The 16,089-nt window shown below is 46.4% G+C and carries 15 protein-coding genes and 1 riboswitch; of the genes, 14 read left to right on the forward strand and 1 reads right to left on the reverse strand.

Translation table 11 applies throughout. The features are described from left to right. Positions 1-65: 65 nt before the first annotated feature. From PODO_RS09180 to thiH, 5 genes are all read left to right on the forward strand, one after another. Positions 66-938 carry an SDR family oxidoreductase gene (locus PODO_RS09180; protein ID WP_038569678.1) on the forward strand — a complete coding sequence of 291 codons (873 nt, stop codon included), beginning with the start codon at positions 66-68 and terminating at the stop codon, positions 936-938. Positions 939-1,025: 87 nt separating this feature from the next. Further along, positions 1,026-1,127, forward strand: a riboswitch (TPP riboswitch). 115 nt (positions 1,128-1,242) lie between these two features. Beyond that, a complete protein-coding gene (locus PODO_RS09190; protein ID WP_038569680.1) occupies positions 1,243-1,848 on the forward strand; it encodes a thiamine phosphate synthase in 606 nt (201 codons plus the stop codon). Between the two features lie 38 nt (positions 1,849-1,886). After that, positions 1,887-2,090 (forward strand): sulfur carrier protein ThiS, encoded by a 204-nt coding sequence (thiS, locus tag PODO_RS09195; RefSeq protein ID WP_038569682.1) that lies wholly within the window; start codon positions 1,887-1,889, stop codon positions 2,088-2,090. A gap of 55 nt (positions 2,091-2,145) precedes the next feature. Continuing rightward, a complete protein-coding gene (locus PODO_RS09200) occupies positions 2,146-2,913 on the forward strand; it encodes a thiazole synthase (RefSeq protein WP_038569684.1) in 768 nt (255 codons plus the stop codon). A 34-nt stretch (positions 2,914-2,947) separates the two neighbouring features. Continuing rightward, complete coding sequence (gene thiH, locus PODO_RS09205; RefSeq protein ID WP_038569686.1) at positions 2,948-4,063, forward strand: 2-iminoacetate synthase ThiH; 1,116 nt, start codon at positions 2,948-2,950, stop codon at positions 4,061-4,063. An 83-nt stretch (positions 4,064-4,146) separates the two neighbouring features. Here the strand turns inward: thiH and yfbR are convergent, their stop codons facing one another. Next, complete coding sequence (gene yfbR / locus PODO_RS09210; protein WP_155288112.1) at positions 4,147-4,752, reverse strand: 5'-deoxynucleotidase; 606 nt, start codon at positions 4,750-4,752, stop codon at positions 4,147-4,149. Positions 4,753-4,854: 102 nt separating this feature from the next. Here yfbR and PODO_RS09215 point away from each other — a divergent pair, with 102 nt between their 5' ends. From PODO_RS09215 to PODO_RS09255, 9 genes are all read left to right on the forward strand, one after another. Then, positions 4,855-6,414, forward strand: coding sequence for a fumarate hydratase (locus PODO_RS09215; RefSeq protein ID WP_038574309.1), 1,560 nt, complete (start codon positions 4,855-4,857; stop codon positions 6,412-6,414). A 159-nt stretch (positions 6,415-6,573) separates the two neighbouring features. Continuing rightward, on the forward strand, positions 6,574-6,960 hold the full coding sequence (locus PODO_RS09220; RefSeq protein ID WP_080742452.1) for a VOC family protein: 387 nt from the start codon (positions 6,574-6,576) through the stop codon (positions 6,958-6,960). Between the two features lie 178 nt (positions 6,961-7,138). Continuing rightward, positions 7,139-8,935 (forward strand): two-component system histidine kinase PnpS, encoded by a 1,797-nt coding sequence (gene pnpS, locus PODO_RS09225; protein WP_036678948.1) that lies wholly within the window; start codon positions 7,139-7,141, stop codon positions 8,933-8,935. A 109-nt stretch (positions 8,936-9,044) separates the two neighbouring features. Continuing rightward, positions 9,045-9,773 (forward strand): response regulator transcription factor, encoded by a 729-nt coding sequence (locus PODO_RS09230; RefSeq protein WP_036678951.1) that lies wholly within the window; start codon positions 9,045-9,047, stop codon positions 9,771-9,773. Positions 9,774-9,971: 198 nt separating this feature from the next. Further along, a complete protein-coding gene (gene pstB / locus PODO_RS09235; RefSeq protein ID WP_036678954.1) occupies positions 9,972-10,727 on the forward strand; it encodes a phosphate ABC transporter ATP-binding protein PstB in 756 nt (251 codons plus the stop codon). Positions 10,728-10,800: 73 nt separating this feature from the next. Further along, on the forward strand, positions 10,801-11,460 hold the full coding sequence (phoU, locus tag PODO_RS09240; protein ID WP_036678957.1) for a phosphate signaling complex protein PhoU: 660 nt from the start codon (positions 10,801-10,803) through the stop codon (positions 11,458-11,460). A 189-nt stretch (positions 11,461-11,649) separates the two neighbouring features. Continuing rightward, positions 11,650-14,319: a DNA polymerase I gene (gene polA / locus PODO_RS09245; protein WP_036678960.1), complete on the forward strand. Its 2,670-nt coding sequence runs from the start codon at positions 11,650-11,652 to the stop codon at positions 14,317-14,319. 52 nt (positions 14,320-14,371) lie between these two features. Continuing rightward, the gene (gene mutM, locus PODO_RS09250; protein WP_038569690.1) at positions 14,372-15,208 is read left to right on the forward strand and encodes a DNA-formamidopyrimidine glycosylase; all 837 of its coding nucleotides are present in this window, start codon (positions 14,372-14,374) and stop codon (positions 15,206-15,208) included. A 132-nt stretch (positions 15,209-15,340) separates the two neighbouring features. Next, the gene (locus PODO_RS09255; protein WP_036678965.1) at positions 15,341-16,087 is read left to right on the forward strand and encodes a manganese efflux pump; all 747 of its coding nucleotides are present in this window, start codon (positions 15,341-15,343) and stop codon (positions 16,085-16,087) included. Positions 16,088-16,089: the final 2 nt, after the last annotated feature.

Below are 16,089 nucleotides of genomic sequence, written 5' to 3' on the forward strand. Positions count from 1 at the left end.
ATTGTTGTGCCATCCTAAGATGATCAGTTAACTATCAATTTGCTTAACGAGAGGAGATAGGGAAGATGTCAGGCAATAATAAACAAGCTACAAAAACCTTACCCCCACAGGAGCAGCATCATCAGCCAGGGATTGAGAGTGAAATGACGCCGCTGCCCAAATACGAGCCGGCAAATTATAAAGCAGCAGGTAAACTGCAAGACAAGGCGGCGTTGATTACCGGTGGAGACAGCGGAATTGGGCGTGCAGTTGCTGTGCTTTTTGCTAAAGAAGGTGCTGATGTGGTCATTTCATATCTTAATGAACACTCAGATGCAGAGGAAACTAAACGTCAGGTCGAGCAGGAAGGCCGCAAATGTATCCTAATTCCAGGTGATATCGGTGACGAGAAATTCTGTAAGGATCTTATTAAACAGACGGTAGAGGGCTTAGGAAAGCTTGATATTCTCATCAATAACGCGGCGGAGCAACATCCGCAAGCTAAGATCGAGGATATTACTTCCGAGCAGCTAGAGCGTACTTTCCGTACGAATATATTTGCGATGTTCTATTTAACAAAAGCAGCTATGCCTCATTTAAAAGCAGGATCTACAATTATAAATACAACTTCAATTACCGCTTATCGCGGAAGCCCGCAGCTGCTGGACTATTCATCAACTAAAGGAGCTATCCTGAGTTTCACACGATCTTTGTCCACGAATCTGGCGGAGAAGGGCATACGGGTAAACGGTGTAGCACCAGGTCCAATCTGGACACCGCTAATTCCCTCTACCTTTGATGCGAAGCAGGTTAGCGAGTTTGGAGGCACGCAGCCTATGAAACGGCCTGGACAACCAGAGGAGCTGGCGCCAGCCTATGTATATCTTGCCTCTGACGATTCCAGTTATGTGACTGGACAGGTTATTCATGTAAATGGTGGCGAGGTAGTAAACGGTTAGATTAGTACAGCTAATGTGAATAAATGGGTGTATTTCAATAAAAAAATATGTTACTATAAACCACGTTAGCATTTTAAAATTGTATATTTATGTCACTAGGGGTGCCGATTGGCTGAGACGGAATGGATTTCCGGACCCTTTGAACCTGATCTGGTTAAGACCAGCGTAGGGAAGTGGAGAACGAATTTCTGTTGTCGGGCTATTTGTAGTACCGTCTATTTACAGATTCTGACTGCCTTCCTTACGGGGGCAGTTTTTTTGTTTTTTACTGACCTACAGGGAAGTGAGAGAGAGGAGATCGCGAGTGGTACAAGCTGAGATCCATCTAATATCAGACGGCAAGCAGCAGTTGAGACAATTTGTTGAACTGGCTGTCACGGTGCAGACATGGGTCGATTATATTCACTTAAGAGAGAAGCAATGTCCAGCACGCGAACTGCTCTCTGCGGCACAGGAGCTGTTGGCTGCCGGTATACCCGCTACCAAACTGATAATCAATGACCGGATCGATGTAGCATTGGCAGCTGGTGCCGCGGGTGTTCAGTTGGCTGGGCACAGTCTGAGCCCGGTTACAGCCCGGCGAATTGCACCTCAGCTTTGGCTGGGGAGATCGGTTCATTCTCCGGAAGAAGCGGCGAATGCTTCAGAGCAGGGAGCTGATTATTGCTTGTTTGGCCATGTATTTCCCTCGGCGAGCAAGCTAGGGCTGCCCGCACGTGGGTTAGAGCTGCTTGCAGAAACGGTGAAGACTAGCTCTATTCCTGTAATTGCGATTGGCGGAATTGGTCCCGCTAATGCGGCGCAGATCATTAGGCAAGGTGCGGCAGGAGTTGCTGTGATGTCCGGTATTTGCGGAGCGGATGATCCTTATGAGGCCGCCAAAGCTATTCATAAGGCGGTTCATTCATAGCCGGGAGGTAAAAGCATGGGCGAAGGGGGGGATTCAGAATGAAGCTGTTGATTAACGGGAAATCCGCAGAGTGTTCTGGTGGTATTCAAACTATAGCTGATTTGATCAGTCTTCCTGAGTGGTCGGGTCGTCTGATGATCATTGAGCTGAATGGTGAAATTGTCAGTAAGGAGAATTATGAAAGTACTGCTCTGAGCGAGGATGATCGTTTGGAACTGGTGCACTTTGTTGGTGGGGGTTGAGATGGAGCGGTAAAGAATTTTGAGAAATTTATAAGAACCAAAGGGAGGTAATTTCATGCATGACCCGTTACATATTGGCGGCATCGAATTAACCAGTAGATTATTTATCGGAACCGGAAAATATAGCCGGAATACGCTGATCCCCGAAGTGATTGCTAGCTCTGGTTCTCAGGTAATTACTGTAGCGCTTCGCCGAGTGGACCCGCAAGGTGGAGCAGAAAATATCATGAACCACATTCCCGGCCATATGACTCTTCTGCCTAATACCTCAGGAGCGCGCACAGCGGAAGAGGCAGTCCGTATTGCGAGATTAGCAAGAGCTGCGGGACTGGGGAACTGGGTCAAGATCGAAGTGATCAATGATCAGAAATACCTGCTTCCAGATAATCTGGAGACCATACGAGCTACAGAGATTTTAGCAGCGGAGGGTTTTGTAGTATTGCCTTATATGAGTCCGGACCTTTCGGCTGCTTTACGTCTGAGAGATGCCGGTGCTGCTGCTGTGATGCCGCTTGGTGCGCCGATCGGGACGAATCGCGGCCTGCGCACCAAGGAGCTTGTGCGTATTCTTATTGAAGAAGTGAATTTGCCGATTATTGTAGATGCCGGAATTGGCAAGCCCTCGGAAGCGGCGGAAGCAATGGAGATGGGGGCCGCTGCTGTTCTGCTTAATACGGCTATCGCAACGGCACGTAATCCGCTCGTCATGGCGGAAGCGTTCCGCGAGGCGATATCCGCTGGCCGCAAAGCTTATTTGGCAGGACTCGGTCCTGTAGAAGAAGTTGCTTTTGCTTCGTCACCGTTGACTGGATTTCTGAACTGAATTTGACAGGTTCACCAAAGGAGGGAGGATTAGCATGAGCTTTTTTGACACACTGGCCCGCTTGGAGCAGTATCCTTATGAGCAGCTGTGGAAGGAGTTCCGGGAGGATGACGTTAAGCGGGCGCTTGGAAAAGGCAAGCTGAACGAAAATGATTTGCTGGCATTGCTCTCTCCGGCAGCAACGCCGCTGCTAGAGGAGATGGCGCAAGCTGCACAGCGACTGACCCGTGCACATTTTGGTTATTCAATGCAGCTGTTCACACCGATGTATCTTGCGGATTTTTGTGTGAATCATTGTACCTACTGCAGCTTCAGCTCCATTTATGATTTTCCGCGCAAAAAGCTGTCCTTGGAGGAGGTTCGCAGGGAGGCTGAGAAGATTGCAGCTACAGGTCTGCGGCATATCCTCATTTTGACTGGTGAATCGCGCCGGGAGAATCCTGTCTCATATATTAAGGATTGTGTAGATGTACTCAGGGAATTTTTTTCCTCCGTCAGTATTGAGATAAATCCTCTATCAACTGCAGAATATAAAGAGCTTCTTCAAGCAGGGGTGGATGGACTAACACTATACCAAGAGGTGTACCACCAGGAGACTTACAAAAAGCTGCATGTTAAAGGGCCTAAAAGAAACTACCGAAATCGCCTGGATGCACCTGAACGCGGCTGTCAGGCAGGTTTTCGTTCTGTGAATATTGGTACGTTGCTCGGGATGTACGATTGGCGGCAAGAGGCATTCCAAAGTGCCATGCATGCCCGCTATCTACAGGATCGGTATCCAGATTGCGAGATCAGCCTGTCACCCCCACGGTTTCGGCCTTATTTAGGGGAATTTAACCCAGAGTGCGATGTTACCGATCGATCACTAGTGCAGATTATTTTGGCATACCGGTTATTTTTACCCCGTTCGGGCATTACTTTATCTACAAGAGAGCCTGCCTCTCTACGCGATCATTTAATTCATCTAGGAATAACTAAGATGTCAGCCGGGGTCACTACTGAGGTGGGCGGTCACACTAATGCAGGGGGAACTCCGCAATTCGAAATATCCGATAGCCGCAGTGTGCAGGAGATTACGGAAATGCTATATACGAAGGGTTTGCAGCCGATTTTTAAAGACTGGGATATCCTGACTGAATCAGTAACGTAACGCTTGTATTTTTATTATTAATCACTAAAGGGACCCCTGCGAGATTCATGCGGAGGTCCTTTTTTCTATTGTGTAGATGGTGTTTAGTTTCCGGCAGAGAGCTCATCGAGAGACATTTCGAAGCTCGGTGCCATATGAGCCAGAAAATAATCCACTTCCTGCAGGCCAAGCCCACGAAGTTTTGCTGCTGTCTGCTCCTTCGCGGCGGCAAATTCTCGGTTGCCTGCAGCAACCTCCCATACGCATTTCAAATAAGCATCCAGCCGATCAGCGGCTTTCACATAGCTGTGCAGCAGAATGTCCTCCGAATCGGGAGGGCTGTCTTCCGGTCGTATGAGCTGAGTGTAGATGCTTTTTAGCTCTGATGGAATCATTCCAGTTAAGCGATCAGCCGCAACTTTTTCCATTTCGCGGAAGCTGGTGAGCAAGCGAGGATTGTTGTATTTTACCGGCGTGGCAATGTCGCCTGTGAATACTTCGCTGGCATCATGGAAAAGAGCTATGGTTGCTGCTCGTTCCGCGTTTAGTGAACGTCCAAAATGAACATTACCGATGGAACAGAGCATATGTGTGAGCAATGCAACATGAAAAGAATGCTCAGCGACGTTCTCCGGTGCGGTGCTGCGCATCAAGCTCCAGCGCTGAATATACTGAAGACGATATAGATAGGCAGAAAAATGGTAGCTCAATTTTAAAGTAACCCCTTTCATGCGGTGCTAGGTATGATATTATTATACTAATTGTATCAAACTTTAGATAACCTGGAACTGCCGAGAGGAGCTTGAATGAAGATGCAGCATTTTGAAGACAGTATTTATAACCTTATCGTAGAAACTTCCACGAATTTGCCGGGAGATGTACGCCGGGCAGTTGCAAAAGGTCGCGCGCTGGAAGACAGGGCTACCCGGTCCGGTCTTGCTTTAACCACGATTGCGCAAAATATCGGAATGGCTGAGCAGCAAGTGTCTCCGATCTGTCAGGATACGGGAATGCCTACATTTATCATTCACACCCCTGTGGGAATCAATCAGATTGAGATGAAAAAAGATATTCATAATGCCATTGTACGAGCGACCAAGAATGGTAAACTTCGTCCCAATTCTGTAGATTCATTAACAGGTGAGAATAGCGGAGATAACTTGGGTGCAGGCACACCAGTCATTCATTTCGAACAATGGGAAGAGGATAAAATAGACGTTAGACTTATTCTGAAGGGTGGAGGCTGCGAGAATAAAAATATTCAATACAGTCTCCCGGCAGAATTAGAAGGACTCGGCAAAGCGGGTCGGGATCTGGACGGAATCCGTAAATGTATTTTACACGCGGTATATCAGGCGCAGGGACAAGGCTGTAGTGCCGGTTTTATTGGCGTGGGTATCGGCGGTGACCGTACGACTGGCTACGAGCTGGCTAAGAAGCAGTTGTTCCGCAAAGTGGAGGATGTTAATCCGATAGAAGACCTTAGCAAGCTGGAAGACTATATTATGGAGAATGCTAACAAGCTTGGAATTGGCACGATGGGTTTTGGTGGTGAGGTATCGCTGCTGGGCTGTAAGATTGGCGTTATGAATCGTCTGCCAGCTAGCTTTTTCGTATCCGTTGCTTATAACTGTTGGGCCTTCCGCCGCCAAGGGGTGCTGGTTGATCCATCAACTGGCAATATAGAGGATTGGTTATATGAGAGCGGCACAGGGATATCTGTAGATGATGAAGGAGCACATGAATCTGAAGCGGTAATTGCTGAGGGAGCTAACAGCCCAACCTCTGAGTCGCGGGAAGTACGTCTTACAACGCCGGTAAGTGAAGAGGATATCCGTAGTCTGCGTGTTGGAGACGTGGTTATTTTATCCGGTGAAATGCATACAGGCCGTGATGCTCTGCACAAATATTTAATGGATCATGAGTCTCCGGTAGATCTGGAAGGGGCTGTGATTTATCATTGCGGTCCTGTGATGATGAAAGATGAGGAAGGCTGGCATGTAAAAGCTGCGGGCCCAACTACGAGCATTCGTGAAGAGCCTTATCAAGGCGATATCATCAAAAAATTTGGAATCCGTGCAGTCATCGGAAAAGGTGGTATGGGTCCAAAAACGTTAAAAGCCTTACAGGAGCACGGCGGGGTATACCTCAATGCGATTGGTGGAGCCGCCCAGTATTATGCAGAGTGCATCAAGAAGGTCAACGCTGTTGATTTTATGGAATTTGGTATTCCTGAGGCAATGTGGCATCTCGATGTGGAGGGTTTTGCAGCGATTGTGACGATGGATGCTCACGGCAACAGTCTGCATGCGGATGTGGAAAAAGATTCTGCAGCTAAATTGACTCAATTCAAGGAGCCAGTGTTTAAATAAATGGGGTTACAACCGGTGGATAAGTCATGAGGAGGGCAGATTCTCTGAATGGCTTTTCCATGGGTTTTAATCAAATTATAAGGATTTATATGTTCCAGACTATAAATTATCCTTAAGGAACGCCGAAGGCGTTTTTGCCTGTCTAAAGGAGGACAACGAATGGCACCACATTATATTAGAAATGGTTTTCTTAACGTTACGCCGTATTTTATTGCGGAAGATGCAGACCAATTGATAGATTTTGTTGTGCACTGCTTTGATGCCAAAATTATTGATATGCTGCGAAACGATGAGGGAAGGATTAGGCATGCCGAGGTCAGAATCGGTGATTCCATCATTGAGATTTCTGAAGCGAATGAAAAGTATTCACCGGTACAGCTTGCCATTCATCTTTATGTAAGAAATGTTGATGAGACCTACCGCAAGTGCCTGGATGCCGGGTCCTCTATTATTGAAGAACCACTGGATAAGTCCTATGGAGAAAGAGGAGCAGGGGTTAGAGACCGTCAGGGTAATCAGTGGTTTCTTGCCACCCGTACAGAATAAACTCATGTGTTTTTACAAAAGTAATACAAAGTAACAGTCCAGAGTTAATCAACTCGGGCTGTTATTTTTATATAATCTACTCTGGGGGGCTTATGTCACGGTCATAGTCGTACTGGTATTTTGGAGAAAATGAAGTTAGGATAAAAGATACAATGATAAAGGGAGAGGCACATTTCAGATGAAACCGTTTCGCGCTCGTCTTACGTTTATACTTATGGCCTTAATCGGTATTTCCATGATTGGTACTGGATTTACGATGGCTCATCTGTTTAAGAGCTCCCATATAACTGCTCTGGAAGAGAATATGTCCCGGGAAATAAGTTTGCTCTCAGGCACACTGGAATTTGTAGATATGAATTCTTCAAATGCGATCCCGTATTACACTGAACAGGCGGAGCATATTTCTAAACTTTTAGATTCTCGGATAACGTTTATTACAAAGTCGGGTAAAGTAATTGGCGATTCTGAGAAAAACCCCTTGGAAATGGACAACCACTCCAATCGTGAAGAAGAGATAGGGGCTGCGAAAGAGGGAACTGGACGGGCAATCCGTTACAGCGAAACTCTAAAGCATGAGATGTTATATGTGGCTGGAAAGGTAACTTCTGATCAAGGATTTGACGGCTATATTCGGGTCTCAATGGGACTTGATGCTGTTACTCAAGGTCTTAAGCATGCTTGGATGATCATGGCTGCAGGTCTTATTATCTTGTTCTTGTCAGCAACTATTGTGAGCTATAAAGTAGCTTCAAGCATGACTTCCCCGTTGGAGCAAATCACAAGAGTCGCCCGGCGGATTACCGATCTGGATTATGATGCCAGAGTTCATTTGAAGCGTAAAGATGAAGTTGGACAGCTGGCTACAGCGATTAATGCGATGGCAGACAGTCTTCAAGACCAGCTCAAGACGATTCGTGATAATGAGGATCTGCTGCAAAGCGTGCTGGATAATATGACTGGCGGCATCATAATGATCAATGCGGAAGAAGAGATTGCGCTGCTCAATCGGGCTTCAGAGCGAATGCTTGATGTCAGCAACAGTGAAATGGCGGGTCATTCGTACAAAGAGTTAAAACGGCATTATGAGCTAACCCGTCTGCTTGAAGAAGGGGTATTAAGCCGGGAGCCGATTCATGAAGAGCGAAGTATTTATAACCCAAGAGAGCGAATTGTACGGATGGACGCGGTTCCGATGATCCAGGATGGTACGTACAGAGGTATGCTTTTCCTATTGCAAGAGGTTACGGAAATTCGCCGTTTGGAGCGGATGCGCAGTGAATTTGTCGCTAACGTATCGCATGAACTAAAGACTCCGGTTGCAGCGGTCAAAGGGTTTGCCGAGACCTTACTGGGAGGCGGAGTTAAAGATGAGAAGACGGCGAGATCCTTCCTGCAAATTATATATGATGAGAATGAGCGTTTAAATCGCTTGATTGGAGATATTCTGGAATTATCTAAAATCGAATCTAAACGGGTGCAGCTCGATTGCTCACCGGTTCATATCATTGAATTCTTTGATTCCGTGCTGGGAACCATCAGTAAAGTCGCTGAGAAGAAAAACATTAGTCTTAATGTAGAGGTTCCTGAGGAGCTGTTCATTGAGGCGGATGAGGATAAGCTGCGTCAAATCTTTATGAATCTTTTCTCTAATGCGATTAATTACACACATGAAGGCGGAAACGTAAAGGTCTACGTTAAGAGTCTACTGAAACCAGACGGCTCCGAAAATGTTCAATTTACTGTTAGCGATACGGGTATGGGGATTCCTAAAAAAGATCTGCCGCGTATTTTTGAACGTTTTTACCGTGTGGATAAGGCAAGATCCAGAAGCTCCGGTGGAACGGGATTGGGGCTGTCTATTGTGAAGCATTTGGTAGATATGCACCATGGAGTGATTTCAGTTGAAAGTGATCTGGGAATCGGCAGTTCCTTTGTGATTGAATTGCCTTTGCTGCAGGAAGAAAAGACCGATTAGATTTTTGTAAATTCACTTTTTCAATTTTACACTAAGTTAACATTACGGTGATATGATGGTTTTGTTGCTGTTTTGTAAAAATCAAACTATATGGAAGACGGGGGAACCTATGGCTCAACGATTGCTTGTCATTGAAGACGAACCGACACTAGCCCGGCTGCTGTCCTATAACTTAACGCAGGAAGGTTACGAGGTGACGGTAGAGGATCATGGAACGGCAGGATATGATCGTGCGACGAGGGAACCTTTTGACTTGATCGTATTGGATCTGATGCTGCCAGGAATGAATGGCATTGACATCCTTGATAAATTGCGTGGACAAGGTATCCGCACACCTATTATCGTATTGACTGCTAAAAATGCTGAAGAAGATGTGGTTAGAGGGCTGAAATCCGGTGCTGATGATTATATAACCAAACCTTTTGGAGTATCCGAATTGCTTGCAAGAGTGAGCGCTGTATTACGGCGGATTTCCGGCCTTGCTGAGGAGGCTCCACAAGAGACACCTATATCTGCTTCAACGATCATTCTGGGACAACTAGAAATCTATCCTGAGCGGTATGAAGTTTCCTTAGGAGGACATAGCATCAACCTTCGACCTAAAGAGTTCGAGGTATTGTTATATTTGGCCCGTAAACCCGGGGTAGTGCTGACAAGAGATGATCTTATGAACGCTGTTTGGGGCTTTGATTATATTGGTGGACAGCGTACAGTTGATGTGCATGTAAGTTCACTCCGTAAAAAGCTTGAGCTAGATCCAGAATCCGTTCATATCGATTCCATTCGAGGTGTAGGTTATAAATTAGTTGTTAACAAAAAGAGAGCTCCGGTCATTTAGCATGACGGGAGTTTTCTTCTTTATCCCGTTCATAAACAAGATTCAGGTGAGATTACACGCCGAATTGTAGGGAATACTATCACGTGGACTAATTCATCTTCACCAATTTTACATTGCGTTAACATTTCTCTCCAACTGTATTTACATTAAAAGCTTATTATGGAGAACGAAGATGATGAGAAGGAGACGTAAATACTAATGAAATCCATCATTGACATAGAGAAACTTGATCTCTACTATGAGTCATTTCACGCACTGAAGAATGTGAATCTGCAAATTCCGGAGAAACAGGTTACTGCTTTTATCGGACCTTCCGGTTGCGGAAAATCCACTCTGTTGCGCACGCTGAATCGTATGAATGATATGATTCCTGGTACACGTATTGAAGGAACTGTAAACATCGGTGGCAAAAATATTTATAGTGACGAGGTAGAGGTAGAAAGCCTGCGTAAACAGGTCGGCATGGTATTCCAACAGCCAAATCCTTTTCCAAAGTCGATTTACGACAATGTAGCTTACGGTCCTCGCCTGCATGGCATTCGTTCAAAGAGCGAACTGGATGAGATTGTAGAGCAAAGTCTGCGTCATTCCGCGCTGTGGGAGGAAGTTAAAGATTTTCTGAAAAAATCTGCCCTTAGCTTGTCCGGCGGACAGCAGCAACGGCTGTGTATTGCCCGAGCTTTGGCAGTTCAGCCGGATATCCTGCTCATGGATGAAGCAACGTCTGCACTGGATCCTGTGTCTACGCTCAAGATAGAGGAGCTTGTACAGGAATTAAGAAGTAAGTATACAATCGTTATGGTTACTCATAACATGCATCAGGCGGCACGTGTATCTGGTCGAACCGTGTTTTTCTTGAATGGTGTAATTGTAGAGGCGGCGGATACAGAGGTGTTGTTCTCGACTCCTAAGGATTCCCGCACCGAAGATTATATTTCTGGACGTTTCGGCTGATACGGGCTACAAGGGCGCTCGTCCTTGGAAATGGCAAGCTGACCATACATTAATGAGGAGGATCGCTCTTACTATGATTCGCAGAAAAGAATTTGATAAAGATTTGGAAGAGCTGCGCAGTCTGCTGCAGCAGATGGGTGAACATGTAATAGATGCTCTTGGTGGAGCAATTGTTGCTTTACAGAATCTTGATACTGTACGCGCTCAGGAAATCATTAAAGCAGATTTGCAGCTGAATGCCATGGAAGATAAAATCATGGAAATTGGCTCACGGCTAATTATTACGCAGCAGCCTGTAGCAAAAGATTTGCGCCGCATTATCGTTGCTTTCAAAATATCTAGCGATTTGGAACGTATGGGTGACTTGGCTATTGATGTTGCGAAAGCAACTATGCGCATCCATGGACAGCAGCTGATCAAGCCGCTTGTAGACATTCCACGTATGGCGGAAATTGTGACGACCATGATTGATGAGGCTATCCAGTCTTATCTGGATGAGAACACGGATCTGGCTTATAGAATGGCACAAGATGATGATCAGGTCGATCAATTATATGGTTCGATGATCAATGAGCTATATAGTTATATGGTGGCAAAACCGGATTCTGTATCTCAAGCTATGTTATTAACGCTGGTAGGCCGTTATATTGAACGGATTGCCGATCATGCGACTAACATTGGTGAGAGTGTTGTTTATCTGGTCACAGGCAGCCGTCCGGACTTGAATCAGTAATTTGCACTTCCACAGCTTTTGTTATATCTTTAGTTAAACTAAGTAGCCGCCCTTTTAAAAGGGCGGCTACTTGTTGTATATCCTTAACATATCAGCTTATCCCACTGTTTAGGTTGGTAAAGCCGTTTCTACTTGTACAGGGCATATGGTAAGATGTAAGGAGTACGCATGAAAAAGGCGAGGTGCACTATGGACAAGTTGATACTTATAGATGGAAACAATATTATTTACCGTGCTTTTTTTGCGATGCCCCCGCTGACGAATACAGCAGGGCAACAGACAAATGCGGTGTACGGATTTACAACGATGCTGCTTCGATTAATTGAAGAACATAAACCGACACATATGATTGTCGCTTTCGATGCAGGGAAAGTTACTTTTCGGCATGAAGGTTATCAGGATTATAAGGGCGGCCGGCAAAAAACACCGCCCGAGCTCTCCGAGCAGTTCCCATTGCTGAAGGAATTGCTGACTAATTTAGGTGTACCGCAGTTTGAAATTGGCAATTATGAGGCTGATGATATTATTGGCACCATTTCGCGCCAGGCGGATGAAGCGGGACGGCAGGTTATGATCGTGTCGGGAGACAAGGATATGTTGCAGCTGGCCTCTGAGCATACGACCGTTGCTTTAATCCGCAAAGGGGTCACTGAAGTTGAGCTTTATGGGCCGGAACAAATCCGGGAGAAATATGACCTAACCCCAGAGCAGATCATTGATCTTAAAGGGCTGATGGGCGATGCGAGTGACAACATCCCGGGAGTACCCGGCGTAGGTGAGAAGACAGCTTTGAAGCTGCTGCATCAATTTGGATCGGTGGAAGGTGTCTTAGCTGGAACCGGTGAGCTAAAGGGTAAAATGAAAGAAAAACTGGAAACCCATGCGGAAGATGCGGTAATGAGTAAAAAATTAGCGACCATCTATCGCGAAGTGCCGCTTGAGCATTCGTGGGAAGACATGGTCTTTAATGGAATTTTAGCGGATACAGCCGGCCCAGCGCTTGCCAAGCTGGAATTTAAATCACTGTTGGAACGTTTGTCTCTTAGTGCTTATGCTCCTGTTGCCGAGGGAGAGGAAAGTGCTGCTGAAGTAGAAGCAGCTGCACTTGATATTACGATCGTAAGTGAAGAAGAACTTAAGGGGCTAAGTGAAGCCCTGGCTGGCATTTCGGCGCTGCATGTGGAATCGAATGGAGATAATCCGCATCGTGCCGAGGTAATCGGAATAGGATTGTCCTCTCTGGAGCGGCATTACTATGTGCCGTTTGAATTACTGCATAAACCGGCTGCTGCGAAGCTGCGTGATTGGCTAGGAGATGAAAAGGCTCCGAAAAGTGGATATGATCTTCACCGCGCTGATTTGGCTCTACACTGGCAGGGAATTGCTTTTGCAGGTGCAGCCCATGATGTGCAGCTGGCGGCTTATTTGCTTGATCCTACGGAGGCTAATCAGAATCTAAACGATCTCACTGCTAAATACGGCTTGCCGCGGCTCTCTCCTGATGAAGAGGTATTTGGTAAAGGTGCCAAATACAAAATCCCTGAGCTTGAAGTCTTAGGAAATCACGTTGCACGAAAGAGTGCAACGGTTCTTGGAATCGCACAGAAGCAACAGCAGGAGCTGGTGGAGACCGCGATGACAGGGCTATTCGAGGATCTGGAAATGCCTTTGTCACGGATTTTGGCGGATATGGAGAAACAGGGGATTGCAGTCAATGCTGGTGATCTTAAAGAGCTTGGAAAAGAATTTGAGGCGCAAATTTCCAAATTGGTCAGTGAAATATACGAGATTTGTGGCACTGAGTTTAATTTGAACTCACCAAAGCAGCTGGGTGAAATCTTGTTTGTAAAGCTAGGTCTGCCTGTCGTCAAGAAGACGAAGACGGGTTATTCCACGGATGCCGAAGTGCTTGAAAAACTGGCGCCATACCACGATGTGGTGCGTTTGATTTTGCAATATCGCACAATTGCGAAGCTTCAATCTACCTACGTAGAGGGGCTGCTTAAAGAAATTTCCCCGAACACAGGGAAGGTGCATACATTCTACCGGCAGACGATTGCCGCTACAGGACGGCTTAGCAGCCAATTCCCGAACTTGCAGAATATCCCGATTCGTCTAGAGGAAGGACGCAAAATCCGCAAGGTATTCGTTCCGTCCGAACCGGGCTGGTCCATCCTGGCAGCCGACTATTCGCAGATCGAACTGCGTGTGCTGGCGCATATTTCAGGTGATGAGCGGATGAAGGAAGCTTTTCTGCATGATATGGATATTCACACGAAGACAGCGATGGATGTGTTCGGTGTGACCGCGGAACAGGTGGACAGCAATATGCGCCGTGCCGCAAAAGCCGTAAACTTCGGGATCGTCTACGGGATCAGTGATTACGGCCTCTCGCAGAATTTGAATATTCCGCGTAAGGAAGCCGCTCAATTTATTGAGCAGTATTTCGAGGTATATCAGGGTGTGCGCCGCTATATGGACGATATCGTAGTAGAGGCGCGAAAGTATGGTTATGTGACCACGTTGCTCGAACGTCGCCGTTATCTACCGGAGATTAATGCGAAGAACTTTAATCTGCGCTCTTTTGCGGAGCGGACAGCAATGAATACACCTATACAGGGAACAGCAGCGGATATTATCAAGCTGGCGATGGTGCATATGGACAAGGCATTATTTGATCGTGGGCTTAAGAGCCGTATGCTGCTTCAAGTACACGATGAGCTTGTATTCGAGGTGCCAGAGGATGAAATGGAGCTTATGAAGACGCTTTTGCCGGAAGTAATGGGTGGAGCACTGAAGTTATCTGTGCCACTTAAGGCAGAGGTCAGCTTTGGAAGTAACTGGTACGAGGCGAAATAGACTCCCTTTAAGGTGTGCATATCAGCTATAATGTAGTTGAGGTGAAGACATCATGCCGGAATTACCGGAAGTAGAGACAGTCAAGAGAACACTTAATAAGTTAGTTAATGGAAAGCAGATAGAGAATGTAACCGTCCGGTTGGCGCGGATTATTCAGCGTCCGGATGATATTCAGGCTTTTGCCCACCTGCTGGCAGGTCATAGCATTGTTAAAGTTGAACGAAGAGGAAAGTTTTTGCGTATTGTGCTGGATGGTCTGGTGCTTGTGTCACATTTGCGGATGGAAGGCCGTTACGGACTTTTTTCAAATGATGACCCACTGGACAAGCATACACATGTGATTTTTCATTTTACGGATGGAACTGAGCTGCGTTACACGGATGTTCGCCAGTTCGGTACGATGCATCTTTTTCAGATGGGAGAAGATCTTCAGCTGCCGCCTTTAAACAAGCTGGGGCAGGAGCCGCTGGAGCCTTCTTTTACACCGGAGAGGTTTAAGCAGATCGTGTCAGGTAAAAGCACCAAAATTAAATCGCTGCTGCTTAATCAGGAATATATCGTCGGCATCGGCAATATTTATGTAGATGAGTCGTTGCACCGTGCGGGCATCCATCCTGAAGACAGCGCCAAATCGCTCACGGACAATCAATTGGACAAGCTGCATCATGCCATTGTAAGCACGCTGGCCGAAGCGGTTAACGCCGGAGGTTCATCTGTTAAGTCATATGTTAATGGCCAAGGTGAGAGCGGTACGTATCAGCAGCAGCTATTGATTTACGGTCGTAAGGATCAGCCGTGCAGTAACTGTGGAACGATGATTGAGAAGACGGTTGTAGGCGGTCGTGGCACGCATTATTGTCCAAATTGCCAGCGCCCGACTGTTAACTGAATTTGTTGAAATAATAAGGTTGGCACCCACTACTTGTCCCGCCCATATACTGTGTGAAGAATGCTTAATAGAGAACGGAAGCTGAAACGATAAACTTTTCAGTTTGCCGGTTCTTCACAGGAGGGATTGCGGGTGCTCAGCCCATTATTTTCACTGCTATTGCTAGCGTTTGCCTTGAGTTTGGACGGTTTTGGTGTAGGAATTACATATGGGCTGCGTAAAATGAAAATACCACTGCTCTCCGTTCTGATTATCTCGCTCTGTTCGGGGGTAGTTATCTGTGTATCGATGCAGGTTGGGGTTTTGCTTGCCAAGGTAGTGTCTCCGAATGCAGCTTCTATGGTTGGTGCGGTTATACTTGTGCTAATGGGGTGCTGGTCACTTGTTCAGATGCTGATGCAAAAAGAGAAAGATGCAGATGGCGGACGTAAAGCTGAAACGGTAGATGAGGGCTCATTTTCCGAGCAGGCTTGGGCAGAGGTAGCTGCTGATTCTGAAGCGGGTACAGAACCTGTTATGAATGATGAACCGTTGAAATCAGCTGTTTTTTCGCTTGAGCTACGCCGTTTGGGGATTGTAGTGCAGATCTTGCGTACCCCGTCTTCTGCGGATATGGATGCCTCAGGAAGCATCTCTTCGATGGAGGCGATGATACTTGGGATTGCGCTCTCTCTGGATGCTTTTGGGGCTGGACTTGGCGCAGCGCTGCTTGGCTTCAATCCGATATGGACATCACTTACAATAGCTTTATTTAGTGGTACATTTCTATTACTGGGTATGAAGACTGGACTTAGATTTGCCGGGAACTACTGGATGAAGCATGCTGCCGCATTACCAGCGTTATTATTAATTGCAATGGGAATACTGAAGCTATTATGAGG

The organism is Paenibacillus odorifer (assembly GCF_000758725.1).
Taxonomy (GTDB): Bacteria; Bacillota; Bacilli; order Paenibacillales; family Paenibacillaceae; genus Paenibacillus_AQ; species Paenibacillus_AQ odorifer.

What these genes read in the sequence shown, in the direction of transcription:
- PODO_RS09180 (WP_038569678.1), top strand. Translation starts at nt 66, where the DNA reads ATGTCAGGCAATAATAAACAAGCTACAAAAACCTTACCCCCACAGGAG.
- thiS (WP_038569682.1), top strand. Translation starts at nt 1,887, where the DNA reads ATGAAGCTGTTGATTAACGGGAAATCCGCAGAGTGTTCTGGTGGTATT.
- PODO_RS09200 (WP_038569684.1), top strand. Translation starts at nt 2,146, where the DNA reads ATGCATGACCCGTTACATATTGGCGGCATCGAATTAACCAGTAGATTA.
- thiH (WP_038569686.1), top strand. Translation starts at nt 2,948, where the DNA reads ATGAGCTTTTTTGACACACTGGCCCGCTTGGAGCAGTATCCTTATGAG.
- PODO_RS09215 (WP_038574309.1), top strand. Translation starts at nt 4,855, where the DNA reads ATGCAGCATTTTGAAGACAGTATTTATAACCTTATCGTAGAAACTTCC.
- PODO_RS09220 (WP_080742452.1), top strand. Translation starts at nt 6,574, where the DNA reads ATGGCACCACATTATATTAGAAATGGTTTTCTTAACGTTACGCCGTAT.
- pnpS (WP_036678948.1), top strand. Translation starts at nt 7,139, where the DNA reads ATGAAACCGTTTCGCGCTCGTCTTACGTTTATACTTATGGCCTTAATC.
- PODO_RS09230 (WP_036678951.1), top strand. Translation starts at nt 9,045, where the DNA reads ATGGCTCAACGATTGCTTGTCATTGAAGACGAACCGACACTAGCCCGG.
- pstB (WP_036678954.1), top strand. Translation starts at nt 9,972, where the DNA reads ATGAAATCCATCATTGACATAGAGAAACTTGATCTCTACTATGAGTCA.
- phoU (WP_036678957.1), top strand. Translation starts at nt 10,801, where the DNA reads ATGATTCGCAGAAAAGAATTTGATAAAGATTTGGAAGAGCTGCGCAGT.
- polA (WP_036678960.1), top strand. Translation starts at nt 11,650, where the DNA reads ATGGACAAGTTGATACTTATAGATGGAAACAATATTATTTACCGTGCT.
- mutM (WP_038569690.1), top strand. Translation starts at nt 14,372, where the DNA reads ATGCCGGAATTACCGGAAGTAGAGACAGTCAAGAGAACACTTAATAAG.